Annotated in this window: 22 protein-coding genes; 13 read left to right on the top strand and 9 right to left on the bottom strand. The window is 51.5% G+C overall.

Going from position 1 to position 24495, the window contains the following annotated elements; translation table 11 throughout:
- Positions 1–115 precede the first annotated feature (115 nt).
- From R2103_RS08495 to R2103_RS08505, 3 genes are all read left to right on the top strand, one after another.
- The gene (locus tag R2103_RS08495; protein ID WP_317531027.1) at positions 116–3400 is read left to right on the top strand and encodes a M20/M25/M40 family metallo-hydrolase; all 3285 of its coding nucleotides are present in this window, start codon (positions 116–118) and stop codon (positions 3398–3400) included.
- Positions 3401–3732: 332 nt separating this feature from the next.
- Positions 3733–5964, top strand: a complete 2232-nt coding sequence (locus R2103_RS08500) for an AAA family ATPase (protein ID WP_317531028.1) — start codon at positions 3733–3735, stop codon at positions 5962–5964.
- A 192-nt stretch (positions 5965–6156) separates the two neighbouring features.
- Positions 6157–6531, top strand: a complete 375-nt coding sequence (locus R2103_RS08505) for a hypothetical protein (RefSeq protein WP_317531029.1) — start codon at positions 6157–6159, stop codon at positions 6529–6531.
- 258 nt (positions 6532–6789) lie between these two features.
- Here R2103_RS08505 and R2103_RS08510 read toward each other — a convergent pair whose 3' ends face one another.
- Genes R2103_RS08510 through R2103_RS08520 form a run of 3 tightly spaced genes read right to left on the bottom strand, consistent with a single transcriptional unit; the run spans position 6790 to position 8808 of the window.
- Complete coding sequence (locus R2103_RS08510) at positions 6790–8055, bottom strand: hypothetical protein (RefSeq protein ID WP_317531030.1); 1266 nt, start codon at positions 8053–8055, stop codon at positions 6790–6792.
- Between the two features lie 31 nt (positions 8056–8086).
- Positions 8087–8362, bottom strand: a complete 276-nt coding sequence (locus tag R2103_RS08515) for an RnfH family protein (protein ID WP_317531031.1) — start codon at positions 8360–8362, stop codon at positions 8087–8089.
- Positions 8363–8370: 8 nt separating this feature from the next.
- Positions 8371–8808, bottom strand: coding sequence for a type II toxin-antitoxin system RatA family toxin (locus tag R2103_RS08520; RefSeq protein ID WP_107803799.1), 438 nt, complete (start codon positions 8806–8808; stop codon positions 8371–8373).
- A gap of 88 nt (positions 8809–8896) precedes the next feature.
- Between R2103_RS08520 and smpB the strand changes: the two genes are divergently transcribed.
- The 4 genes from smpB (at position 8897) to R2103_RS08540 (ending at position 12436) form a co-directional block, all read left to right on the top strand.
- Positions 8897–9340 carry an SsrA-binding protein SmpB gene (gene smpB / locus R2103_RS08525; protein WP_107803800.1) on the top strand — a complete coding sequence of 148 codons (444 nt, stop codon included), beginning with the start codon at positions 8897–8899 and terminating at the stop codon, positions 9338–9340.
- A 56-nt stretch (positions 9341–9396) separates the two neighbouring features.
- Positions 9397–10410, top strand: a complete 1014-nt coding sequence (locus tag R2103_RS08530) for a COX15/CtaA family protein (protein ID WP_317531032.1) — start codon at positions 9397–9399, stop codon at positions 10408–10410.
- A gap of 112 nt (positions 10411–10522) precedes the next feature.
- A complete protein-coding gene (locus tag R2103_RS08535) occupies positions 10523–11638 on the top strand; it encodes a lytic transglycosylase domain-containing protein (RefSeq protein WP_317531033.1) in 1116 nt (371 codons plus the stop codon).
- Between the two features lie 135 nt (positions 11639–11773).
- On the top strand, positions 11774–12436 hold the full coding sequence (locus R2103_RS08540) for a PIN domain-containing protein (RefSeq protein ID WP_317531034.1): 663 nt from the start codon (positions 11774–11776) through the stop codon (positions 12434–12436).
- A gap of 39 nt (positions 12437–12475) precedes the next feature.
- Here the strand turns inward: R2103_RS08540 and R2103_RS08545 are convergent, their stop codons facing one another.
- Entirely contained in the window at positions 12476–13849 is a 1374-nt protein-coding gene (locus R2103_RS08545; RefSeq protein WP_317531035.1) for an NAD-dependent succinate-semialdehyde dehydrogenase, read from the bottom strand.
- A gap of 39 nt (positions 13850–13888) precedes the next feature.
- The gene (locus R2103_RS08550; protein ID WP_317531036.1) at positions 13889–15169 is read right to left on the bottom strand and encodes a Y-family DNA polymerase; all 1281 of its coding nucleotides are present in this window, start codon (positions 15167–15169) and stop codon (positions 13889–13891) included.
- Between the two features lie 264 nt (positions 15170–15433).
- Here R2103_RS08550 and R2103_RS08555 point away from each other — a divergent pair, with 264 nt between their 5' ends.
- Positions 15434–16138: a DUF1614 domain-containing protein gene (locus tag R2103_RS08555; protein WP_317531037.1), complete on the top strand. Its 705-nt coding sequence runs from the start codon at positions 15434–15436 to the stop codon at positions 16136–16138.
- Positions 16139–16210: 72 nt separating this feature from the next.
- Here the strand turns inward: R2103_RS08555 and R2103_RS08560 are convergent, their stop codons facing one another.
- Positions 16211–16666 carry an FxDxF family PEP-CTERM protein gene (locus R2103_RS08560; RefSeq protein ID WP_317531038.1) on the bottom strand — a complete coding sequence of 152 codons (456 nt, stop codon included), beginning with the start codon at positions 16664–16666 and terminating at the stop codon, positions 16211–16213.
- Entirely contained in the window at positions 16663–16890 is a 228-nt protein-coding gene (locus R2103_RS08565) for a hypothetical protein (protein ID WP_317531039.1), read from the bottom strand. The genes R2103_RS08560 and R2103_RS08565 overlap by 4 nt, the downstream gene beginning before the upstream one ends.
- Before the next feature lie 235 nt (positions 16891–17125).
- On the opposite strand from R2103_RS08565, the gene R2103_RS08570 reads away from it, so the two are divergent.
- The 4 genes from R2103_RS08570 to R2103_RS08585 all read left to right on the top strand — a co-directional run bounded on the left by R2103_RS08570 (position 17126) and on the right by R2103_RS08585 (position 21814).
- Positions 17126–18892: an NAD(P)H-dependent oxidoreductase subunit E gene (locus tag R2103_RS08570; RefSeq protein WP_317531040.1), complete on the top strand. Its 1767-nt coding sequence runs from the start codon at positions 17126–17128 to the stop codon at positions 18890–18892.
- Positions 18892–19623, top strand: a complete 732-nt coding sequence (locus R2103_RS08575) for a 2Fe-2S iron-sulfur cluster-binding protein (protein ID WP_317531041.1) — start codon at positions 18892–18894, stop codon at positions 19621–19623. The genes R2103_RS08570 and R2103_RS08575 overlap by 1 nt, the downstream gene beginning before the upstream one ends.
- Positions 19624–19730: 107 nt before the next feature.
- Positions 19731–21008 (top strand): O-acetylhomoserine aminocarboxypropyltransferase/cysteine synthase family protein, encoded by a 1278-nt coding sequence (locus tag R2103_RS08580; protein WP_317531042.1) that lies wholly within the window; start codon positions 19731–19733, stop codon positions 21006–21008.
- A 50-nt stretch (positions 21009–21058) separates the two neighbouring features.
- Positions 21059–21814, top strand: coding sequence for a fused MFS/spermidine synthase (locus tag R2103_RS08585; protein ID WP_317531043.1), 756 nt, complete (start codon positions 21059–21061; stop codon positions 21812–21814).
- A gap of 27 nt (positions 21815–21841) precedes the next feature.
- Here R2103_RS08585 and R2103_RS08590 read toward each other — a convergent pair whose 3' ends face one another.
- A complete protein-coding gene (locus tag R2103_RS08590) occupies positions 21842–22753 on the bottom strand; it encodes a hypothetical protein (protein WP_317531044.1) in 912 nt (303 codons plus the stop codon).
- A gap of 379 nt (positions 22754–23132) precedes the next feature.
- On the opposite strand from R2103_RS08590, the gene R2103_RS08595 reads away from it, so the two are divergent.
- A complete protein-coding gene (locus tag R2103_RS08595) occupies positions 23133–23768 on the top strand; it encodes a PEP-CTERM sorting domain-containing protein (protein WP_317531045.1) in 636 nt (211 codons plus the stop codon).
- 162 nt (positions 23769–23930) lie between these two features.
- On the opposite strand, the gene R2103_RS08600 is transcribed toward R2103_RS08595, so the two are convergent.
- Complete coding sequence (locus tag R2103_RS08600; RefSeq protein ID WP_317531046.1) at positions 23931–24266, bottom strand: hypothetical protein; 336 nt, start codon at positions 24264–24266, stop codon at positions 23931–23933.
- Between the last annotated feature and the right edge of the window lie 229 nt (positions 24267–24495).

The following is a 24495-nucleotide window of genomic DNA, read 5'->3' on the forward strand; positions in this document are numbered from 1 at the left end:
ATCTCCTTACAAAATGCAAAAATCATTAAACCTTAGCGTAGCCTTTTTTGTACTTGTCTTCTTCCTCTGTTTCAGCCCGGTTGCCACGGCAAATAACGAAACCTTCCATCATCATATGGAAATTCAACTATCGCCAAACACTTCCGGAATCCGCGTCAAAGACCGGATTCAAATCCCGGAGCACATGCGCAATACCAAAGAACCCGTACAACTCGAATTCTTTTTGCATGCTGGTTTATCGATCACGGATGTTCAAGGGGCTGCAATTCAGGCGGAAGAAAATGAAGTTGCGTTAAAATCCCGGCCGATTTCGATCCGGCATTACACGGTGACCGTACCGCCCGGGCAGGATGCCTTCACGCTGCAATATGGCGGCCAGATCCATCATGCGGTGCAAGGGCCGGGGCAGGAATATTCGCGTAGCTTCGGTTCGACGCCGGGAGTGATTTCGCCGGAAGGTGTGTTTCTGGCCAGCGCCAGCGCGTGGTATCCGCAGTTTGGCGATGCGCTGGTGTCATTTCAGCTGGACATTCAAACGCCCCTCGATTGGGATGTGGTCAGTCAAGGGACTTTGCTGCGCGAGAACAAAACCAGCGCGGCACAAAACGTGGTTTGGGAGGAAAAACAACCGCAGGACGATATTTATCTGATCGCCGCGAAATTCCAGCGCTACACGCAATCCGCCGGTGCGGTCAACGCGATAGTGTATCTGCGCAGCGCCGATCAACCGCTGGCGCAAAAATACCTCGACGCCACGGCGCAATACATCGCCATGTACAACAAGCTGATCGGCCCCTACCCTTACAGCAAATTCGCGCTGGTCGAGAATTTCTGGGAGAGCGGTTACGGCATGCCGTCGTTCACGCTGCTCGGCTCCAAGGTGATCCGCCTGCCGTTCATTTTGCACTCGTCTTACCCGCATGAAATTCTGCATAACTACTGGGGCAACGGCGTGTTCGTCGATTACGCCAAAGGCAACTGGGCGGAAGGCTTGACCGCCTACCTCGCGGATCATCTGGTGAACGAGCAACGCGGCAAAGGTGAGGAATACCGCCGCGATGTACTGCAAAAATACGCGGATTTCGTCGGCAAGGAGAAGGATTTTCCGATTATCCGTTTCGTGTCGCGCCACAGCGCCAGCTCGGAAGCCGTCGGTTATGGCAAAACCATGATGTTCTTCCACATGTTGCGGCAGGAACTCGGTGACGATGCGTTCACCAAAGCGCTGCGGCGCTTTTATCAGCAACTCAAATTCCAGCAAGCGACATTTTCCGACTTGCTCGCCACGTTTAACGCTAGCACCGGCAAGGATCTGGCGCAACGCTTCGAGCAATGGGTGCAGCGCACCGGCGCACCGGATCTAGTGCTGCGCAGCGCGGAAACCGAACGCACCGCGGATGGATTCAAACTCACGTTGACAGTCGAACAAACCCAGCCGGGTGAACCTTATCACTTAAAGGTGCCGGTTTCCGTCACACTGGAAGGCGAGGACATGGCGGTGGAATCGCATATCGTCGTCGAGCAAGCCAAGCAAACGGTCGAGATGACGTTCGCCAACCGCCCGGTGCGTATCGACCTCGATCCCCATTTCGACGTGTTCCGCCGTTTGGATAGCCGTGAGATTCCATCGGCCTTGTCGCAGGGTTTCGGCGCGGAAAAACCGTTGCTGGTTCTGCCTGCGCGTGCGGATAAATCCGTTTTGGAAGCGTATCGCGCGTTGGCGGCGAATTGGCAGAAAACCCAATCGAGCCCGCTGGAAGTCCTCACCGACGATCAATTGAAAACGCTACCCGAGGATCGCACTGTCTGGATTATGGGGTGGCAGAACAGATTTGCCGATGCGGCTTTAAAAGCCTTGGCGGATCGCGGTGTCTCGTATCAATCCAAACAACTGAAATTGGATCATAAAACGTATCCGCAAGATGGCCATGCGGTGGTGTTGACCGCCCGGCAGCCATCCAATCCCGACAAAACGCTGTTATGGGTCGCCGCCGATCATCCGAAAGCGATTGCCGAACTCGCCAACAAATTGCCGCACTACCGCAAATACAGCTATCTGGTGTTCAAAGGCAACGACTTGACCAATATCGGCAAGGGGCAATGGCCAATCACGCAATCGCCGCTCACGCAGTGGGTCAAGCAGAAAGACGGCCATGTTATCCGCACGGCGCATACCGGTATCACCAAACCGCGCCGCGCGCTGGCGGAACTGCCACCGGTTTTTTCCGAGAGCCGCATGATGGATGACATCACGCATCTGTCGCACGAATCTTATAAGGGACGCGAGCTCGGCACGCCGGAGCTGGACGATGCGGCCACGTATATCGCCAAGCAGTTTCAACAAATCGGCCTGCTGCCCGGCGGTGACGACAATAGTTTTTTCCAAACCTGGCAACAGGATGTCGGCCTGCCGAAAGGCAATATCACGTTACGTAACGTCGTCGGCATTCTGCCGGGCACCAACCCGCAACTCGCCGGGCAAAGTCTGGTGATCGGCGCGCATTACGACCACCTCGGCACCGGCTGGCCGGACGTGCGTGCCGCACATCAGGGCAAAATCCATCACGGCGCGGACGACAATGCCAGCGGCATTGCCGTGATGCTGGAACTCGCCCGCCAGATTGTGCCGAAATGGCAACCGGAACGCACCGTCATTTTCGTCGCATTCACCGGCGAAGAAGCCAATTTGCTCGGCTCCAGGCATTACACCCGCGCTGACAAGCATTACCCCACTGAAAAGATCATCGCGATGTTGAATCTGGACACCGTCGGGCGGCTGGAAAACAATCCGATCACGGTATTTGGCACCGGCAGCGCGCGCGAATTGGTGCATATTTTCCGTGGCGCAAGCTTCGTCACCGGCATTCCGGTCAACGCCGTGCAAGACGACTTCGGCTCCAGCGATCAGGCCACTTTCATCCAGGCCGGTATCCCGGCGGTGCAATTCTTCGCCAGCGCGCACGAGGACTACCACGCCCCCGGCGACACCGTCGATAAAATCGACTCCGCCGGACTGGTCAAAGTCGCCGCGATCCTGAAAGAAGCCACCGAATACCTCGCCAACCGCATCGAACCGCTGACGGTCACGCTATCGTCAGCCCCCTCGCCCGTCGAACCCCCTGAACGCAAAGAAAAACGCACCGCCAGCCTCGGTACTGTTCCGGATTTCTCCTACCAAGGCGAAGGCGTGCGCATCGACAACACCCTCCCCGGTTCTCCGGCACAACAAGCCGGACTGCAACAAGGCGACATTCTGATTCAACTGGCCGGACAACCGGTCAGCGACTTGGCATCGTATGCAGCGATATTGCGTACATTGAAAGCGGGGGAGAAAGTGGAATTGCGGTATCGAAGGGATGATGCGGTGATGGTGGCTGAAGTGGTGTTGGTGGAGCGGTAGCAACCTAATTGCTGACTCTGGATCGCTTCGATTGTCGAAGCAGCAATCGAGCCGCCGGATGAAGTTCGGCAGCAAAAATAATAGAGTGTTACCTTATAGAAAGATTAGTCTTTTCATGTTTAAACAAACGTGCTTGCAATTTTTTAGCCGATCGCATTGAACCATGTTTTCTGATATCAGCTGCTTTAGTAAATTTATTAATTCACTCAAAATACATGCTGATAAATGATTTTCTCCGTGTTTATACGACATTATCGACAAGATCATTGGACAGAGTGTTTTATATATTACGTTAGGCGAAGCAAATACCAAGCTCGAGGGAGACGCAGTCCATGATTGAATCCATCACCATTTCCAGTGTTGCAACCTATGCCAAAACGCCCGAGCAGCTCAACGGGCTTTCTAAATTCAATTTCTTTTTCGGCTCAAATGGCACAGGGAAAACAACAATCAGCCGAGTGATTGCGGATGAAATGAAGTTCCCAACCTGCAACGTCACATGGAAAGCGGGGACGAAACTCCAGCCGCTGGTTTACAACCATGATTTCGTCGAGGCGAATTTCAACCAATCGGTAGAGTTAAAAGGAGTGTTCACCTTGGATGAAAAGCAATTCGATACGCTCGCAAAAATTTCAGTAGCAAAAGGCGAACTCGACGCGCTGGCAACTAAAATTGAAAATTTAACTCAGGGATTGCAGGGCGCAGATGGAAATGGTGGAAAGAAAGGAGAATTAGCGACGCTAGAGGCGGGTTTTAAGGATAAGTGTTGGGCGCAGAAACAGAAGCATGACGCGAGACTGCAAGGCGGATTCAAGGGATATCGCAGCAGCTTGGAAAAATTCAAAAGCAAAGTGCTTCAGGAGTACGCGTCCAATACCTCGATCCTCCTCACCTTGGCAGAGTTGGAGAAGAAAGCGGAAAGTGTTTTCGGGGCAATACCCACGACAGAGGCATCAATTCCCGTTATTGATATCACCAAACTTCTTGCACATGAATCAGACCCAATTCTGAAGAAGCGGGTTATTGGCAAGGAAGACGTCGATATCGCTGCAATGATTAAGAGGCTCGGGAACAGCGACTGGGTTCGAGAAGGCCGGGGATTCTACGATGTAAATGATGGCGCGTGTCCGTTCTGTCAACAAGAGACGACTGATGCTTTTGCGCAAAGCTTGAGCGAGTATTTTGACGAGACTTTTGTGAAGGATAGCAAGGCGATTGATGACCTAACAACGAACTACGTCACTGAAGCGGTCCGGATTCAGCAACAACTTGCCGGAATCATTGCATTACCTTCTAAGTTCCTTGATGTCGAGAAACTGAAAGCAGAGAAGGAATTACTTGACGCAAAAATCACACTGAACAATCAGCGCCTTGCCGGAAAGAAGAAGGAAGCAAGTCAGGTGATTGAGTTAGAGTCACTGAGCGGCATCTGCACGACAATTGAGGGGCTGATTGACGCGGCCAACACTCAAATTGCTGCACACAACATAATGATCTCGAACCTTGAGACCGAGCAAACAACGCTGACTGCACAGATATGGAAATTCGTTCTTGAGGAACTAAAAACCGATCTCGCTGCGTTCAAGAAGGCGAAAGATGGCTTGGAAAAAGCCATCACGGCAATGACGACAGAGATTACAACGGCAACAACGGATAAGGAGAAAAAGGCATCTGAGATTCGTGAGCTGGAAAAACAAACCACAAGTGTCCAGCCGACGATTGATGGTATAAACATTCTGCTATCGTCGTTTGGCTTCCAAGGCTTCAAACTCGCAAAAGCGACAGGTGGAACATCTTACAAGTTGGTACGCTCAGATGGTTCAGATGCCAAGGCGACTTTGAGTGAGGGTGAGAAGACCTTTGTCACCTTCCTGTACTTTTACCACCGGCTCAAGGGTAGCGAGTCAGAGGTCGGGATGTCCACGGACCGAATCGTAGTCTTCGACGACCCCGTTTCGAGCCTCGACAGTGACATCCTCTTTATCGTCAGCAGTCTCATAAAAGGACTATTCGATGAGGTGCGGGCTGGAACCGGACACATCAAACAGATCTTCGTGCTCACGCATAACGTCTACTTCCACAAGGAAGTGACTTACTCCCCAAAGCAAAAGGGCGTATCACCAAAAGAAAGGACGTATTGGATCGTGCGAAAGCCCGGACTGGTGTCGAAGCTCGACAAGCACCCGACCAATCCAATCAAAACATCTTACGAGTTGCTGTGGGCCGAGGTTCGTAAACCTGAACGTTCCAATCTTGCCATTCAAAACACGCTGCGACGCATTTTGGAAAACTACTTCAAAATTCTAGGTGGCATTGAATTCGACCAGCTCTGTGCGATGTTTGAAGGTAAAGAGAGGATCATTTGCAAATCGCTCTGCTCATGGGTGCACGACGGATCGCATTACGCACACGACGATTTGTATGTCTCAATTGATAACACAATGGTGGAATCCTATCTGAAGGTCTTCAGAGCGATTTTCGACAAATCAGGACATAGTGCGCATTACAAAATGATGATGAGCGATGCCTTTGTGGAGGATGCATCTATAGCTGCGACGGCATGAGACAAACTATTAATCATCGCTTAACAACCGGAAGCAGCGAAAAGCCCGTCGCTGAATCGGGATGCTAACCTCATGCGATTCCTTCACTTTTTTCTCTTGATTCTTCTAATCCAGCCAATGCCTGCCCTCCCGGCATCAAACACATGCCCAGAAGTTTCAGATTATGAATGCCTGGTAAAAAATTCGCAGCAGGTGTATCAAGAAGATTCTGAGCAATGGTGGAAAATTTACCATCACACCGCAGCCAAGGCCAAGAAGTGCGAAAATTTCAACGACGTCACGCTTTTCTTGCGCCTGTGGTCCGGCAGCACCGACGGAGAAATGGCCGAGGGTCTTGTCTCCGATACCGATGAAATTCTGGCCAAGAGCAGTCCGTGTTTTTTTGAAGGGGTGCTTGGGTTGTCAAAACAAGAAATGGTTGTGCTCATTACGCACTATTGTCCGCTGACAGAACCGGAACCCATTGTCAAAGCGCTCAAGCAAGCCATGGAAAATGCACGTTACGGGCACATAGCAGCACAATTGCTACAGCAAGTTGAGAGGGAAGGCTGTCAATCACATCGCTAAGCTTAACGACTAACCCAGGCGCATCCATTTGCAATAAACACCCCCGTGGCAAGACCGCGGGGTATCAGAAAATCAAGTCGGCACAGCGCTTCTTTCGGTTTGCCTTAGCTCTTTACATACCTTTTGATCAATCAAGTAACCGTCCAAGTAGCGCAACCGTGAGAAGCAACCGGCACCCATGCACTCATCAGATCGGCATTACTTCACTGATAAAAGCAAACGCTGATTAAAGCAACAGAAATAGCGAGTAAGGGCAATCTACCGATCTTCCCTGAGTTTCAATTTAAACTTAGGCGCCCGTTTTTTTTCCAAAGACGACGACCGGTTGAGTCCCAGTACGGTGATGCGGTGTGCGCTGTTGAAGCTGGGGGCGCCGTCCTGGTCGCGCAGGATGGAGGATACTTTGTATTCCAGATAGCTTGCTCGCGGATCGAAGCGGATGTCGTGAATCCAGATGCCTGCCCGTTGTACCCGTTGATGTTCGCATTCGTTGACAAGCTCCCAGCCGGTCAACATCGGGATCGCATAGTCGTAAGGCAGCTCATTGATACGAACCGTCTGGGTGCGCACCACACCGTCGACGCTTTTGCGGCAGGTGCCCGCTTTTCCGCTACGGGGATTCAGCGCCAGGAAATCTCCGTGCAGTTTGACGCTGCGGCCGCGGATCTGGGCGGCACGGGTTTTGATGCGGTGCGTGTGCGTGTTGTTATCCTTGAAAATGGTCTGCGTCACCCATTGCGGGGTACCGCCGAGACTGGGTGCCGCACTAGCTTGCGATAAATTGTAAGCCACTTGTAACAGGCGATAGTCCACGCGATCCGACCATTGGCACGGCCACAGCCGCCATTCGCATTCAAAGGTATCGGTATATTGGAAATCAAATCCGCGCGGGATGATGGCAACCGCATCGTATTTTCTTAACATGCCTTTGTGCCCGGTATTTTCCAACGTGGCCACCGCACCTTGATTTGCAGGCTGCACGACCGAAGATTCGACACCGTTGTGATCTTCTTCTATCGTGGCATCAATTGCCGTGGAATGGTAACCAAATGCGGTATAAAACACGCAAAATTCAAAAGCGTCTTTGCGACTCTGATCTTCCAGTGTGCCTTTTGCCTCGAATACCAGAACCGTGGAACCGGTGTTTTTAACCAGTTTGCTGTGCGTAATATCGGCCCGCATTGAGTTGACTTCGCGATCCTGGTTCAGATAGCGCAAATCCCAGCCATTTAATACGACCGTGCCGCTATCGACGTAATCCGGCATTTCAATCCATTGCAGCAGGGTGACCGGTTCCACCCCGTTATCACGCTGCATGCATTTTTTTCCTTCCAACAGAATGAATTTGCCCTGATCTTCAAATACCGTTTTTGCGTCGGACTTGAGCGACAGTTGCTCAAAGGGTGTAAGGATTTTTGTGCGGTCTTCCGCATCAGGCGTTTTCTTTTCCGGTTTTTTGGTCGCGCAAGCGGAAAGGGAAAGCAGCAGGCACGTTGCAAGCAGTATCAATACAGCGCGGATCATTTTTACTCCCTTGAAATTGAGCTAGGGAAAGTCAGCGGTTATTTTTCTTGGCGCGTAATCTTCTCGCTTCTTTCGGATCGATGATCAAAGGCCGGTAAATTTCAATTCTGTCATGCAGCTCCAGCATGGCTTGCAATTGGGTTAATTTACCGAAAATACCCAATTTGCTTTTTGCCAGATCGATTTCCGGAAATTGATCCAAAATGCCGGAACACCGTATCGCTTGCTCAACCGTACAATCCACCGGCACATCGAGTTTCTTCAGCACTTGAACATGCGGGAGTGCGTAGACGACTTCAATCTGCATCGGCGGCGTCACCGCTTGCCGTAAATCACTTCCGCCCGCTCGATGAAATGTTCCACAAAACTGTTGGCAATCATATGAAATACCGGTCCGACCAGTTTCTCAAGAATCCTGTGCGAGAAGGTGTAATGCAAGCGGAATTTGATTTTGCACGCGCTATCCGACAGCGGGATAAATTGCCAGTAGCCGTCCAAGTGTTCAAACGGTCCATCGAGCAAACTCATTTCGATCAAATCCGGCGGAAAGCGTTTGTTCTTGGTGGTAAAACTGTGCTGAATATGGTGATAGTCGATCTTGACGGTGGCATGCGTCGTTACTTCGTCTTGCGGATCGACGGAGGTACCGCCGCACCACGGGAGAAATTCAGGATATTTCGCCACATCATCGACCAATGCGAACATTTGACTTGCCGAGTATTCAACCAAAACTGATTTTTCTATTTCTGCCATAAAAGTAAATCACCCCGCATCATGAGGTAATACTGAAAAACTGATAAAATACACGAAATCTAGTGATTTCCACCCATTTCATACCTGCATGAGTATAGTACAAAATAAAAAAGCCTTTCACGATTATTTTATCGAAGAAAAGTACGAAACGGGCATGGTGCTGGAGGGGTGGGAAGTCAAGGCCATTCGCGATGGCCGGGTTCAGTTGAAAGAAGCTTATGTTATTATCAGCAACGGCGCACTGTACTTAATTGGCAGTCATATCAGTCCGCTCAAGACAGCTTCAACGCATATCAATCCCGATCCGGTCAGAACCCGCAAGTTGTTATTGCACGCGGAAGAAATCAAACGGCTCATCGGCAAAGTCGAGCGCGCCGGATACACGCTGGTTCCCCTCGATATGCACTATAAAGCGGGCAGGATCAAACTGGAAATCGGCTTGGCCAAAGGCAAGAAACAACACGACAAGCGCGAATCCGAGAAACAGAAGGAATGGGAGCGCGACAAGCAACGCTTGATGCGCGCCAAATAAAGCAAGCAATACCGAGTATCCATTCAATTTCAAAAATAATTTAAATTTTTACGATTATGCAGAAACCTATTGCAATCTGGTTATTCATTTGTTGTGCCCTGGTATTCGCCATGATAGTGGTCGGCGGTGTTACGCGCTTGACCGATTCCGGGCTTTCCATTGTCGAATGGCAGCCGATCGTCGGCACCATGCCACCCATCACGCAACAGGATTGGGATGTGTTGCTGGAAAAATACCGCGCCACACCGCAGTATCAGCAAGTCAACAAAGGCATGAGCGTCGATGAATTCAAAAGTATTTTCTGGTGGGAATACTTCCACCGCGTACTCGGCCGGTTGATCGGCCTGGTATTTTTTGTACCGTTTGTTTACTTTCTGCTGAAAAAGCAAATCGACCGGCCGCTGGGCATCAAACTCGCGGGGATATTCGTATTGGGTGGTCTGCAAGGATTCATGGGTTGGTATATGGTCATGAGCGGTTTGGTCAACGATCCGCATGTCAGCCAGTACCGCCTGACCGCGCATTTAGGACTGGCTTTTGTCATTTTTGCCGCGATGTTCTGGGTCGCTTTGGGATTGCTGTCGCCGCACCGCGAATATTCCCCAGCCAATTACAAATTGCAGGGTCTGCGGCGATTTTCCTTCAGTCTCTCTTCATTGATTTTTATCATGGTGCTGTCCGGCGGTTTCGTGGCCGGCATTCGCGCAGGCTTGGCCTACAACACCTTCCCGCTGATGAACGGACATGTGATTCCACCCGACCTTTTTATCCTTGAACCGTGGTACCGCAATTTTTTCGATAACATCACCACGGTGCAATTCGATCATCGCTTGATCGCCTGGATACTGGCCTTCTCAGTGCCGATTTTCTGGCTCAAATCACGCACCGTGGAACTGCAAGGAACCACACGCCTGGCATGCAACCTTTTCCTGCTGATGCTGGCGATACAAATCAGCTTAGGCATCGCGACGCTGCTCCATGCGGTGCCGATTCCATTAGGTGCATCGCATCAAGGCGGAGCGGTGCTGCTGTTTGCCGCATCCCTATGGGTGAGCCACCGGTTACGGTAGTCATTCGCGCAAGCTGCATCGTCCCGCTCCCGCAACGGGGCGATGCCAGCAGTAGCCCAATTCATCTCAGCCATTGCCTCTATGCGGTGCATTTCATTCAGCTCCCATTTCAATGGATAAAACAACCCGCGCCAGCAACCCCAGACCCGCTAACGTAAAACCCAGACCAAAGCGCAGACGCACCACAGCTGCGCGCAATAGCAATGACCCTGGCAAACCGCCCAGAAAGCGCCCCCAAAGAAACCAGCCGGGTAAATTCCAGCAGACATTACTACTGACCGGTATCGAAATCCTCGGTTTAAGCAGTGCTGCAGTGTGCGCCATCATCCTACTGCTCGGTTACTCCGCGGGCCAGTTCTCGGGCACCAGTTTTTTCGGTCATTTGCTGCCGTTCACCGCTGGTGTGCTGGTGTTGATATTGGCCGCCAGTGTTTTTCTGCTCGGCTGGTGGAAGCTGCGGCAATGGCTGCGGCGCTATTCGGAATTTTTCATGCCGGTATTGTCCTTGTCGCTCGCCCTGCTGACCGGTTGGCTCGTTACGCACGACCAGTTTTCGCTGGCTTACGGTAATTTCCGCACCTTGGTTGGCGGCAAGGAAGAAGCGGGACGAGTGACGATTTCGCATCAGGTTTACGCGGCTTACCGCCGCCACGACTCAGCGCAATTGCAAAAAATGGTTAACCGCGCGCAAGAATACCGGCAAGCCATCGAAGACGCAGCCCGGTCTTTCGATATCGACGCGCATCTGCTGCACGGCATCGCCGCAACCGAATCATCTTTTATTCCGCGCGACAGCCACGACGGCGGACGCGGATTGTTTCAGATCACCCGCGTTCCAGAAGTCGTCATCGCGCAAGCACGCAAGCGGCTCAATGTGGAAAAAATTGTGCTGGACAATCCCCGCCACAACGCTTTTGTCGCCGCCGCCACGTTTAAACACTACCTAGCGGAAATGAAAGACGATCTTTTTCTCGGATTGCTGGCCTACAACATCGGCCCCGCAAACGGCGGCTTGCGCTTTATCATGCAACAATACGGCGCGACCGATTTCACCACGATCCAACCGTATCTGCAAACGCTGCCGCGCGACTACCCGATCCGGGTGCTCGCCTACTCGCTGGCGTTCCGCCTGTGGCAGCAGGAAGGCCGCTTGCTCGCGTATGAAGAAGGCAACAACGCCATCCGCATCCAGCGCATCGGCATCCCGGGCTTGCATGCCGGTTTGTAATCTTCTTGGTACTGCCTCGCTATTTCTCAATAGCGCTCCAGAAAATTTCCACCGAAATAAAGAATAAAAACAAGGTTGCCGCTAAATAGACTTAACTTCGCCACGGCTTCTCATCGCAATTCTTACCAGGTGACCATGTTGAAAACAAACTATATTTTGATCGACTACGAAAACGTTCAAGCAAAATCTCTCGCTTTGTTAAAAAGCGATCAGTTTCAAGTACGAATATTCCTCGGCCCGAACAACACAAAGCTCCCGGTTGAACTTGTTCTGGCAATGCATAAACTTGGAGAGCGTGCAGATTACATCATTCTTGAAACACCTGGAGTCAATGCGCTTGATTTCCACATTGCTTATTACTTGGGCCTTCTAGCCGCAAATGATCCCACTGGTTTTTTTCACATTGTTTCCAAGGATACTGGTTTCGATCCATTGATCAGGCATATGAAGATGAATAAGATTCTCGCTGCACGGTCACCATCCATCGAGCAATTACCTTGTTTTGCTCCAGCAACAATGAATGGTCATAACATCAATAACAATACACCCGCAATCGATCAAAAAATATCCTCTAACAGGTCATCCGTTACAGAATTAATTAACATGACAGTGGAAGATCTGATCAAGCGCAAGGCATCAAAACCGCGCACACCAAAAACTTTGATGAGCACGATTCATGCAAAATGCGGCAAAGACACCTTAGCTGCTGATATTGAAGCGGTATATCAAGGCTTAATGTCTCGTGGTTATGTCAAAGTCAATGGAGCCAAATTATCCTATGATTTGCCCGCTGTGTGAGTTCTAAAGAACCCTACCCAATCCGAGTTTTCCTTGGCGCTATTTAATCCACACCGTTTTGATATTCACAAATTCCCGGATGCCGTGGTATGACAGTTCCCGGCCGTAACCGGATTCTTTCACGCCGCCAAACGGCAGGCGTGGGTCGCTTTTGACGATGCCGTTGACGAAGGTGCAACCGGCATGAATCTGCCGGGCCAGCGCTTCTCCGCGCACCGTATCGCGCGTCCATACGCTGCCGCCCAGGCCGAAATGCGTGCGGTTGGCCAATTGAACCGCTTCTTCGGCATTTTTCACCCGCACGATCGCCGCCACCGGACCGAATAATTCTTCGTCAAACGCCGCCATGCCCGGCTGCACATGATCCAGAATCGTCGGCGCGTAGTACGCGCCTTGTGTACCGATAAAAGTGCCGCCGGTCACCCGCTGCGCCCCTGCTGCCAGACTCCGCTCGACCTGCGCATGCAGCTCGGCGCGCAAATCTTCGCGCGCCATCGGCGCAATGCCGGTGGCATCATCCTTCGGATCACCGCTTTGCAATTGATTCATCAGCCCTTTCAATTGCGCGACAAAGGCATCGGCAATGGTATCGGCGAGAATAAAGCGCTTTGCGGCAATGCAGCTTTGTCCCATGTTCTGTAACCGCGCCGCCAGCGCTTGTTTTGCTGTCGCTTCGATGTCGGCATCGTCGAGCACGATGAATGGATCCGACCCGCCCAGTTCGAGCACGCATTTTTTCAGATGCTGCCCGGCAATCGCAGCGACTTTTCGTCCCGCCGCGCTGCTGCCCGTCAGCGTTACGGCAGCGATACGCGGATCGGCGATCACCGTCTCCGCCTGCGCGGCACTGATCATCAACGTGCGAAAGGTATGCCCGGGAAATCCGGCCTGCCGGAACGCCTCTTCCAGCGCCAGCGCGCAACGCGGCACATTCGACGCATGCTTCAGCACCACCGTATTGCCCGCCATCATCGCCGGTGCCGCCGCGCGGATCAATTGCCAGAATGGAAAATTCCACGGCATGATGCACAACACCGTACCCAAAGGCTGATAAACCACCAGGCTGCGGCTCGCATCGGAAGCGATCACTTCGTCGCTCAAATACGCTTGCGCGTGGTCTGCATAGTAGTCGCAACCGGTCGCGCACTTCTCCACTTCCGACCTGGCTTCTTTGAGCAGTTTTCCCATTTCTTCGGTGATCAGATGGGCGTACTCCTCGCTACGCTGGCGGAAAATTTGCGCGAGATTACGCATAAACCCGGCGCGCTGTTCAAAACCGAGCGCCGCCCATCCGGCTTGCGCGGATTCCACTTGGCTCAGCGCCGTATCGATTTCGCTGGCTTGCCAAATTGGAAAAGATTGCAGGGTTTGGCCTGTGGCCGGGTTGATCGATAGCATCGGCATAGCGGTCATTCTCCTGTTAGTCATTTACTGCCAGCGCATTTGCGCCATTCACTTCGTCACGCAAATCAGCTCGTTCCAGTTCGTTGTGTATCTGGGACTGCGGTTTCCTTGTTTCATTTTCCACGGCTGCCGGAAACCTTCGGACGCGAGCTTCAACGTGCTGCTACCCATTTTGGCATTGATTTGATCCATAACCGCCATTAATTTGCCGGATTTATTTTCTGCCGCCGCCAAACCAAACAGATCGGATTGCCGGTTACCGGCGGAAACCAATCCGGATAGCATCACCCGCGCTTTCTGATAGCGATACCCGCCACGATAAATTTTACGCACCCCCCATAACGCGGCTTTGGTCAACCGCACGGTATCATCGGTTGGCACGGGAAGCGGAATAGCCAGGCCGTTGGCATAATAGCGTTCTTCTTCGTTGAACGGGCTGGTACGGATCGCAACGTAAATCGCCCCGGCACACAATTGCTGGCGGCGCAATTTTTCCGTTGCGCGGCGAACATACAACGAAACCGCTTCTTCCAGACTGGCCAGATCCGCAACAGCAACACCAAACGAACGCGAGCTGACAATTTGCTTTCTCGGCGGCGCGATTTCTTCCAGCTCGATACAAGCCACACCATTGAGTTCGCGGATAACTTTCTCTATCACGACGGAAAAACGCGAACGCATCCCGGCCGGGGAAGCCCGCTTCAGATCGAGCACGGTTCTGATGCCGCTATCATACAGCTTGGGAACAAGCCGCCGGCCGATGCCCCAAACTTCACCCGCGGCAATCCGGTTGAACCAATCATTTTGCTGATCGGACGGCATGCTGTTCAGGTCGCATACACCGTCTAATTCCGGGTATTTCTTGGCGATGTGGTTGGCCAATTTGGCCAGCGTCTTGGTCGATCCGATACCAACACAAACCGGCAGACCGGTCCACTGTCTCACGCAACAGCGGATACGCTGACCGTAGGATGTCAGATTTGGTGTTCCAAATCCGGACAAATCGAGAAAGCACTCATCAATCGAATAAATTTCCTGCTGCGGGCTGAACATGGCCAGAATGCTCATCACGCGGTTGCTCATATCGGCGTACAACGCATAATTGGAAGATTGCGCGATGATTCCGTACTTTCTCGCCAAATCCTTGAACTCAAACCACGGCTGCCCCATCTTCACACCCAGCGCTTTCACCTCGTTGCTTCTCGCCACCGCGCAGCCATCGTTGTTGGATAGCACCACAACCGGCTTGCCTTCCAGGCGCGGATTGAACACCCGCTCGCAACTCACATAGAAGTTGTTGCAATCGATCAAAGCGATCGCGCGCGTCATTTGCGTTCACGCATAGAGCCGGTCACCACGCTCCATGCTTCGAATGATTGTTTGAAGATTGTGGCGTTGAATTCCCCTGCCTGCATTTTTCATCGTGATGTGTTGTGCCTTTATGATATCGGAACGATATTCAAACATGCATGAAAAAGCATGTCAAATGGCCATTCCTAACCCCGGACAGCACTTATATCCGTAGAATCTTCAGCTGGAATCCGAATGCCTCGAATCCATTTCCCGTTCAAATGAAAAAATCTTGAATAAAATATGATGACTCAACGATATTTCCCGTACGATACGCCGATGAAAAATTATTTCTCTCCGTTGCATCTGCTGCTTTTCATTTTCCTGCTTGGCGTCATGATGGTGCTGTTTCAGGTGGAATTGCTGTCATTTGCTTTTGTAAAGCTGGGGCTACCGCCGGAATCGGGTCTGATGGTGCTATTGCTTTCGTTGCTCGGCAGCGTTGTCAATTTGCCGGTGGCGCGGATCAAAAGCGATGTGCCGGTACAGGAATTCACTCCACCTGCCTACTGGGGATTACTCAGGATACCGCTGCAACCCTTTCATAATGAAACACAAATTTTGATCAATCTTGGCGGCTGCCTAATACCGGCAACGCTGTCGCTGTATTTGTTTTCCCACAGCACACTCAGCCTATCTTCCACACTGCTGGGAATCGCGATTATCAGTGCGATCAGTTACTACTTCAGCCGCCCGATTCAGGGACTCGGCATCGGCATGCCAATATTGGTAGCGCCCATCAGCGCCGCGTTGACCGGTTTGATCATCAGCCCGGAACAAAGCGCCGCGCTCGCATACATCAGTGGCACACTGGGCGTATTGATCGGCGCCGATCTGCTACACATGAAAGACATCTCACGGCTCGGCACGCCGTATGCGTCTATTGGAGGTGCGGGGACGTTTGACGGGATTTTTATCACCGGTATTGTGGCCGCGCTGCTGGCTTAAAAGATTAAACGCTCACAAAAAACCCCGCCGAAGCGGGGTCAGTTGCGGTCTTACTTAGAATTCAGCTGCTGATTACTGTTTTCTGCGGCGTGCGGCAAATCCTATTAAACCCAGACCGGCCAGCAACATCGCGTAGGTTTCGGGTTCCGGAATGGCCGCAATGGCATCGATTTCGCCTTCACCGGGAGAAAATGGGCCGCCTACCAAACGATCGCCCGATACGACTGCAAAGTAATTATAAGAACCGGTGAAAGACCATTGTGACGTCCAGTCATCGGCGTTTTTCAATGTGCTGCTGTCATCCACGCCTCTTGCCCATACGCTGGTGATATGCCCTTCTTCAAGCAGTGCGCCAGAAGAGTCGGAACCGTAAATACGGAATTCAAAAGGCTCCCAAAATTCACCGGTGTTGTCAGCATTCCAGCCATGATCGATGGCCGGAATAGCGAGCACGGAACTCAATGCGGCAGGACTATACACCAGAATGGCCGGATCATACTGCAACCAATGGTGATCGGCCGAACTCACGCAGCAGCAGCCGTGAAGCCATCGCTACCGTAAGTCGATCCATCCGCCCAGCCGGTTGCACCATTACCACCGCTGACATAGCTCAGGTAACTGGTTGGTGTTACCGTGCCGCTGTTCACCGTCGCGGTATCGGTCAGCGTTGCACCGCCGATAGTGGTTGTAGCAAATGCCGTGGAAATGGATACCGACAGCACTGCCGCAGTCAAAAGAATCTGTTTAAACATAAAAAACTCCTATTTATAAATTAAGCCCACCTCGTTCTCACGCCAACCAACCTTAAAGTTGCATGTGTCAGCGCTTCTCACTTATTTTTATCATTAATAACCTTTTCCTGTTAAGAAAAAGGTTATTAATTGTAATACGAATTTAGTTTCGTTTTTTATAAAAATGAGCAATATTTCATAGAACTAGCCCTAACCATTTCTGCATTTCGATCTTAACCCCGGTATACTTTTGCCCATGGATATTTCACGCCCGCACAACTCCGCTGCACCGCACCCGCATATCCTGCATCGGCTGCATGCGGTACAACAGCAATCCCGGCATATTTCACCGCACGCCATGCAACAAGCTGCCGCCGAGTTCAATATGCCGCTCAGTCAGGTGGCTGCGGTAGTCGCATTCTATTCGTTTTTCTCCACGCAACTGCGCGGCCGTTTCGATATTTTATTCAGTAATTGCACCAGTTGCGGCTATCTGTCCGGAGAACAAGACCTGATGCGGATGCTGTGCCAGTTGCTACAAGTCACCCCGGGCAAAACGCGCGCGGATGGATTAATCAGTATCAACGAAACCTCGTGCATCGGCATGTGCGATCAGGGTGCGTCGCTGCTGGTCAATGGGCTGCCGGTCACCGCTTTGAATGCGGAAAAACTGGCACAGATCGCGCAGCGGATCACAACGGAATCACCGCTCGCCGATTGGCCAACGGAGTGGTTTGCCGTGCACGACAGGATATATCGTCGCGATCTGCTGCTAATGGAACCACACGCTCCCGGCAGCGCGCTGCAAACCGCACTGGCACAAGGCGCTGATCGAACGCTGGCAGTCATCCAACAATCCGGCTTACGCGGCCGCGGCGGCGCCGGGTTCGATACCGGCAAAAAATGGCAATTGTGCCGCGCAGCACCCGGCGATGCGCATTATGTCGTTTGCAACGCCGATGAAGGCGAGCCCGGCACATTCAAAGACCGGCTGCTGTTACGCGATCATGCCGATGCGATGATTGAAGGCATGACACTGTGCGCGTCAGTCATTGGCGCAAAACAAGGATTTATCTATTTACGCGGCGAATACCGCTATTTATTACCGCATCTGCACGCCGTGCTCGATCAGCGCCGCAGCCAAGGATTATTGGGCCAACATATCCTCGGGTATGAAAATTTTCAATTTGACATCGACATCGTCGTGGGCGCCGGTGCGTATATTTGCGGCGAGGAATCGGCGTTGATCGAATCGCTCGAAGGCAAACCCGGCATTCCGCGCATCCGTCCGCCGTTTCCCGTCACGCATGGCTACCTGGGGCAGCCCACCAGCGTCAATAATGTCGAGACTTTCATCGCGGCAGCGCATATCGCCGCACACGGCAGCGCTTGGTTTAATTCCATCGGCACGGAGCAATCGCGCGGCACCAAAATCCTCAGCATCAGCGGCGATTGCGAGAAACCCGGCATTTACGAATATCCGTTTGGCGTGCGCATTCAACAGATTCTCGACGATTGCGGGGCACGGGACGTGCAAGCGGTGCAAATCGGCGGTCCTGCCGGAAAATTGCTCGGCATGGCGGAATTTAACCGCACCATCAGTTTTGAGGATGTTTCCACCGGCGGATCGTTCCTGGTATTCGGCCAGCAGCGCGATTTACTCGCGATCCACCGCAATTTCGCACATTTCTTCGCGCACGAAAGCTGCGGTTTTTGCGCACCCTGCCGCGTCGGCACGCAGTTATTGAAAAACAATCTGGATAAAATCGCCGGAGGTCGGGGCACAATGCACGATATCGAAGAACTCAAACAACTCAGCCATCTGATTCAGCACCAATCGCATTGCGGCTTGGGTCATACCGCCGCCCATCATGTGCTGGACGGTTTGCAGCATTTCCCGCACACTTTTTCCGCCTCGCTACAACCCCATTTCACCGCGCAGTTCGACCTCGATCAGGCACTGGAAAGCGCCCGGCAGGCAACACATCGTGACGATGCGGCAGCGCATCTGGATAACGGATAATGTCAGACAATCCCAGCACAATCCGCATCGACGGCCAGGAAGTCCCATTTACAGCAGGACAGACCATCATGGATGCCGCGCTCGCGGTAGGAATCTACATTCCGCACCTGTGCCACTACCCCGGCCTGCCGCCGAGCGGCAATTGCCGCCTGTGCGTAGTGGAAACCGGTAACCGCAGTGCCGCCGCGTGTATCACACCGGCCGTAGCGGGGCAGGAAATCCGCAATAACACGCCGGAATTGAACGAAGCGCGTAAAGCCATTACGCAAATGCTGTTTGTTGAAGGCAATCACATTTGCCCGTCGTGCGAGAAAACCGGCAACTGCAAATTGCAAGCGATGGCTTATCATCTGGGCATGCTGGACGATCACTTCCCGCAGTTTTACCAGCACCGCGAACTTGACGCCTCGCACCCCGATATCCTGCTCGATCGCAGCCGCTGCATCCTGTGCGATCTATGCGTGCGCGCCAGCCGCGATGTGGACAAGAAAAATGTATTCGCCATCGCCGGGCGTGGCACGGATGCGCATCTAATCGTCAATTCATCAAGCGGGAAGCTGGCGGATAGCCCGATGGCAGTTACCGATCTGGCGGCCAATATCTGTCCGGTGGGCGCAATTTTGATCAAGGAAAAAGGCTACGAAGTGCCGATCGGGCAGCGTATTTACGACCGGCAAACGATCCGCGAAACCGGTTTGCAGGAACATATCGAACGGAAAAATGACGATTGAGTATGCAATTCAACCATTGATAGCGGCTCCTTGGTAAACACGCTAGCATAATCTCGCAAACCTATTAAACTTCAATAATTCTTGAGCTCTCCTAAGAGGATAAATGAATGAAAGACGAAACGATCGCTATCCACGCCGGTTATCAAACCGACCCCACCACCAAGTCGGTGGCGGTTCCTATTTATCAGACCGTCGCCTACGAATTCGACAACGCGCAGCATGGCGCGGATTTGTTCAATCTCGCCGTGCCGGGCAATATTTATACGCGCATCATGAATCCGACCAACGATGTGCTGGAACAACGGGTTGCCGCATTGGAAGGCGGCGTAGCAGCTCTGGCGCTCAGCTCAGGTCAGGCCGCCATCCATTATGCGGTGATTAATATCGCCGAGATGGGCAATAACATCGTCAGCGTGCCGTTGCTGTACGGCGGAACTTATACGCTGTTCGCGCACATGCTGCCGAAATTGGGAATCGAAGTGCGCTTCGCCAAAGACGATAATCCTGCAAACCTCGAACCGCTGATCGACAAAAAAACTGCGGCGGTATTCTGCGAGTCGCTGGGTAATCCGGCGGGAAATATTCCGGACATGGAAGCCATTTGCGCGATGGCGCATCGGCACGGTGTTCCGGTTATCGTCGATAACACCGTGCCCACGCCGGTCCTGATGAAACCTTTCCAGTTCGGCGCGGATATCGTGGTGCATTCGCTGACCAAATATATGGGTGGACATGGCACATCCGTCGGCGGCATTATCGTCGACTCCGGCCAGTTTCCCTGGCCGGATCATGCGGAGCGGTTTCCGATGCTCAACAACCCCGAACCGGCCTATCATGGCGTCGTCTATACGCAGGAATTCGGCCCCGCCGCCTATGTCGGGCGCGTACGCACGGTGGCGTTGCGCAATACCGGTTCGGCCATGTCGCCGATGAATGCTTTCTTCTTTCTACAGGGTATCGAAACCTTGTCGCTACGCATGGAGCGGCATACTGAAAATGCGCTCAAAGTCGCGCAACACCTTGAGCAACATCCCGCCGTGGCGTGGGTGAAATATGCGGGGCTGCCATCATCGGAATACTATCAATTGGCGCAAAAATACATGCAAGGCCGCCCATCGGCCTTGATGACATTCGGCATCAAAGGCGGATTCGAGGCCGGTGTGAAATTTTACGATGCGCTCAAACTGTTCAAGCGGCTGGTGAATATCGGCGATGCCAAATCCTTGGCCGCGCACCCGGCATCCACAACCCATCGGCAATTGACCGGCCCCGAACTCGCCGCTGCGGGCGTCACGCAGGACATGATCCGTTTGTGCATCGGCATTGAAAATATCGATGATATTCTGGCGGATTTGGAACAAGCGCTCGCCGCTAGCCGGACTTAAGCAATCGTGACAAACAAAGTTACCGGATACCCATCAGGTCAGAAAGCATAATGAGTTTCTCCATCGATATCAGTGAAGAAGCCGGGGTGCGCACTTTGCATTTCGGCTCCGACTGGATACAGGGCGCGATGCGCATCGCGCGCCCTTGGCGCTTGGAACTCGACTACACTCGGGAAATGATGGCGAGCTTGTTGCTGAGAGACGATGCGCGTTTTCCGCGCAAAGTGCTGCTGATCGGCCTGGGTGCGGCATCGCTGACCAAATTTCTTTATCGCTACTACCCGCTGGCGAAACTGACTGCGGTTGAGATCGAACCGCGCGTGGTAGCAGCCGCAAGGCAATTCTTCAAACTGCCGGAAGACCCGCTACGCCTCAATATCGTGATCGCGGACGGCGCACAGTATATCGCCGGGAACGGCAAGACTTACGACCTGATTCTGGTGGATGGCTACGACGCCGATGCGCACCCCGGTGAGCTCGACATGCTGCCGTTCTATCAAATGTGCCGGGCGCGCTTGAACCATAATGGCGTTCTCACGGTGAATCTGCTAGGCCGCAGCCGTGGCCACCAAGCCAGCCTGGAACGCATCAAAACAGCATTCGACGGACGCGCACTGGCTCTCCCTCCCTGCGACAGCGGCAACGTCATCGCAATGGCCGCGACCGGAGATAGGATCGAGATTTCCATCAGTGAGCTCACAGAACAAGCGCTCGAATTGAAGCAAAAAACCGGTCTCAACCTGCTGCCGACGCTGACGCGATTGGAGCAGGCAAAATTCTGTTCAGGTGGGATTCTTGCGATTTAACAAAAGCCAGATGCTAGGCTTTACACACTAATGTGCTAATTTTTCAGAAAGATCATAAATCTTATCTTTAACCGTTTTCCACATCTCCGCTGGCGGCGGAACTTGAGTTTGTGTTTTGATTTGATTAATTTTATTCATAGCATCCGTATACGTATCTACCAGTTGATCTTCCAGATCATCCCCCATTTGAGCTGCTTGTTCTTTAGCATCCCCATATTTTTGATTTATCAGATCCTTGGCATTCATATGCGATAATTCTATTTGGACTTTGGCATTATCATATGCTTCTTGCCAATTTTCCTTTACATCAGCCAGAACCTGCTCTTTTGTAGGCACTTTCATGCCACATATCTGATCCTGATCTTCAAGCGCATGCCCAAACGCACTATTTAGTTGGTTAATGTCCTTCATGTTCTGACAGAGATCATGAATATCCCACACAGCTACTCCAACTATTATTGATGCACCCGATATTGGAATTGCTCGGCCTGGGAGGGATACAATATTACGTGTTGCACTCGCAACCGATCGGGTGGCTATACGCTTTGATACTTTCTGAACAGTTTTTATCTTTTTATCAGATTCCATTTTAAGTTTGGCATGCTTCTCCTCCAATTCCGAGTTATTTCTGGTCAATCGCGTATTTTTATCAACCAGTTCTTTGGTTTTAACAGCCACATCATCATTTCTTTTTACCGTTGGGCTCTGGCCAAGAACTCTCGTTAATGCCGTGTCGGTCAATGCATATCCTAAGAAAGATTTCAATGTATTAAAGGCGGCGGTATGCAAACTATCGCTGACGAGCGTCGCAATGTTGGCTGATATAAGCCCCAAAAACGACGATAGTAAGAGCACATTTTTTATTCTTTTCCACAACGATGCGCTTTTTAATTTAGGTTTCTGTTCTTGTTCTCGTATTTGTTCAACAGACGCATCCACGGTACATTTCCTTTTTTTCATTGTTATCGGTATACATGCTACCGCATGTCCATCGATCTATTCAAAGGGGGCTTGATTCTCATTTGATGCTGGACTTTCTTTGGCGGCCCAACTCACCATCTGTGTTTGCAAAAAAAATAGCATAATCAGTGAATTAGTTAATCAAGCACACCAACATCACCCCCAGAATTTGTACAAAAATACTAAAAAAACAGTATGGATTTTCCATTACAACCGTCTATGCTTCAGTATATATTTTTGTAATACACTAATATTGAAATAAAAATCTAGTTTGTGATGTGCTATTGAAACATATGATCTTAGTAGTCAGATTTTGATTGAAGGAACATTCTTTTATTACATACAAGGAAAAATAATAATGAATCTTAGAAAAATGAAAAATTCCTCGCCATTAAAATTGTTTTCATCGATCAGTGTTTTTATTCGCCGCAGCGTCATTGGTACTGCCGCGATGCTGACTGTTGGCAGCGCTCAGGCATTGGATTTCCAGCTTGTTTCGCATATTGGCGACAACTACAGCTATACGCTAACCTATGGACCAAATGACAATATGTGGTACGTTGAAAATGGCAACGTGCACGCAACGATCCAGCTATCGCGCTTGTTTGGGGTCACCAGTGTTTTCGGGCCGCTCGATAACGACTTTCCGTCCGGTTCTCTTCACGATGGACAGTTAAAATGGACAGGTAGTGTATTGTCTGGCGGCTCGGTCGTGCGCTTTACAATGCTCGAAGAAGGCGTTGGTACTGGTAACTTCCCGTCAGATAAGCATGTCATCGGCTTCACACTCGTTGCGCCCCATACATCCGAAATCGATAAGATCGTTCTGGATACCAACGGTTTCTATAGTGGTCACACGTTGGCTGATCGGGACGTGCATATGCTCATTTCCGGGCCAGGTGTACCGGCGGTACCTGAGCCTTCTGGCTATGCAATGATGATCGCTGGAATATTGGGTATTGGTATGATGCTGCGGCGGCGGAATTTGTGTTAACCGGCGCGCCTTGTCTCTCTCAAACTGGTATGCAACCTTCGGTATAATCTCTGAACGCGATTTCCGTTCCTAAAGTATCGACCAGCCGGATAAGACTTTCAGTTGCTACATAAAATGCTTAAAAGTCAAATACCACCGGACTTTCCCGGTGGTATTTGTTAACTAACTCTGGCTTGGAAAAATACCCTGTATAGGCTTCCAGTGGTTTTTCTGTTCGATATCGCGCCAGATGGCATTTTCAGCGAATCGTTTGGCTGCATTGAGTAGTTCTTCATGATCAGCGCATAGATTCAGATCTTCAATGCGCAGCTGGTTATGAATATCGATTAATACATGGTTGGCTTGCTCGAAACTGGAACACTCAGCGGTTTTAACGTAGCGAGCGGCAAAGTCTCCGGCAATGGGAGCAAGCTCAGTGAAAATATGCTGCCGCATGCGGCGGCAATTTTCTGTGCCGTAAGCTGCGGTGAGGTTATCGGCAAAAATGACTTGTGGCAATCTTGTGTCACTTTTGTGCCACAACCGAGGCCTGCGGAGACCAACCGGGACTAATGGGGGATTTGTGGGACCTGAACTAAGACCCTGTATTTTATGGGTCTTAGTTGGTCTTGAGTGGTCTGGGTGAGACCGCTTATTGGTGGGACGGCGGCTATTTAATAGTAGCTATAGAACCTTATGGACACTTAATATCAATATCTAAGGTCGCAAATGTTACTGTAAAAGTTAC

It is taken from the genome of Nitrosomonas sp. Is24, assembly GCF_033063335.1.
GTDB lineage: Bacteria > Pseudomonadota > Gammaproteobacteria > Burkholderiales > Nitrosomonadaceae > Nitrosomonas.

Excerpts from the sequence above, each read along its gene's own strand:
- R2103_RS08510 (WP_317531030.1), bottom strand. The coding sequence starts at position 8,055 with ATGATCCGCGCTGTATTGATACTGCTTGCAACGTGCCTGCTGCTTTCC.
- R2103_RS08535 (WP_317531033.1), top strand. The coding sequence starts at position 10,523 with ATGGATAAAACAACCCGCGCCAGCAACCCCAGACCCGCTAACGTAAAA.
- R2103_RS08565 (WP_317531039.1), bottom strand. The coding sequence starts at position 16,890 with ATGTTTAAACAGATTCTTTTGACTGCGGCAGTGCTGTCGGTATCCATT.
- R2103_RS08520 (WP_107803799.1), bottom strand. The coding sequence starts at position 8,808 with ATGGCAGAAATAGAAAAATCAGTTTTGGTTGAATACTCGGCAAGTCAA.
- R2103_RS08540 (WP_317531034.1), top strand. The coding sequence starts at position 11,774 with ATGTTGAAAACAAACTATATTTTGATCGACTACGAAAACGTTCAAGCA.
- R2103_RS08570 (WP_317531040.1), top strand. The coding sequence starts at position 17,126 with ATGGATATTTCACGCCCGCACAACTCCGCTGCACCGCACCCGCATATC.
- R2103_RS08530 (WP_317531032.1), top strand. The coding sequence starts at position 9,397 with ATGCAGAAACCTATTGCAATCTGGTTATTCATTTGTTGTGCCCTGGTA.
- R2103_RS08585 (WP_317531043.1), top strand. The coding sequence starts at position 21,059 with ATGAGTTTCTCCATCGATATCAGTGAAGAAGCCGGGGTGCGCACTTTG.
- R2103_RS08500 (WP_317531028.1), top strand. The coding sequence starts at position 3,733 with ATGATTGAATCCATCACCATTTCCAGTGTTGCAACCTATGCCAAAACG.
- R2103_RS08555 (WP_317531037.1), top strand. The coding sequence starts at position 15,434 with ATGATGACTCAACGATATTTCCCGTACGATACGCCGATGAAAAATTAT.
- R2103_RS08580 (WP_317531042.1), top strand. The coding sequence starts at position 19,731 with ATGAAAGACGAAACGATCGCTATCCACGCCGGTTATCAAACCGACCCC.
- R2103_RS08495 (WP_317531027.1), top strand. The coding sequence starts at position 116 with ATGGAAATTCAACTATCGCCAAACACTTCCGGAATCCGCGTCAAAGAC.
- R2103_RS08550 (WP_317531036.1), bottom strand. The coding sequence starts at position 15,169 with ATGACGCGCGCGATCGCTTTGATCGATTGCAACAACTTCTATGTGAGT.
- R2103_RS08595 (WP_317531045.1), top strand. The coding sequence starts at position 23,133 with ATGAATCTTAGAAAAATGAAAAATTCCTCGCCATTAAAATTGTTTTCA.
- R2103_RS08515 (WP_317531031.1), bottom strand. The coding sequence starts at position 8,362 with ATGCAGATTGAAGTCGTCTACGCACTCCCGCATGTTCAAGTGCTGAAG.
- R2103_RS08545 (WP_317531035.1), bottom strand. The coding sequence starts at position 13,849 with ATGACCGCTATGCCGATGCTATCGATCAACCCGGCCACAGGCCAAACC.
- R2103_RS08575 (WP_317531041.1), top strand. The coding sequence starts at position 18,892 with ATGTCAGACAATCCCAGCACAATCCGCATCGACGGCCAGGAAGTCCCA.
- smpB (WP_107803800.1), top strand. The coding sequence starts at position 8,897 with ATGAGTATAGTACAAAATAAAAAAGCCTTTCACGATTATTTTATCGAA.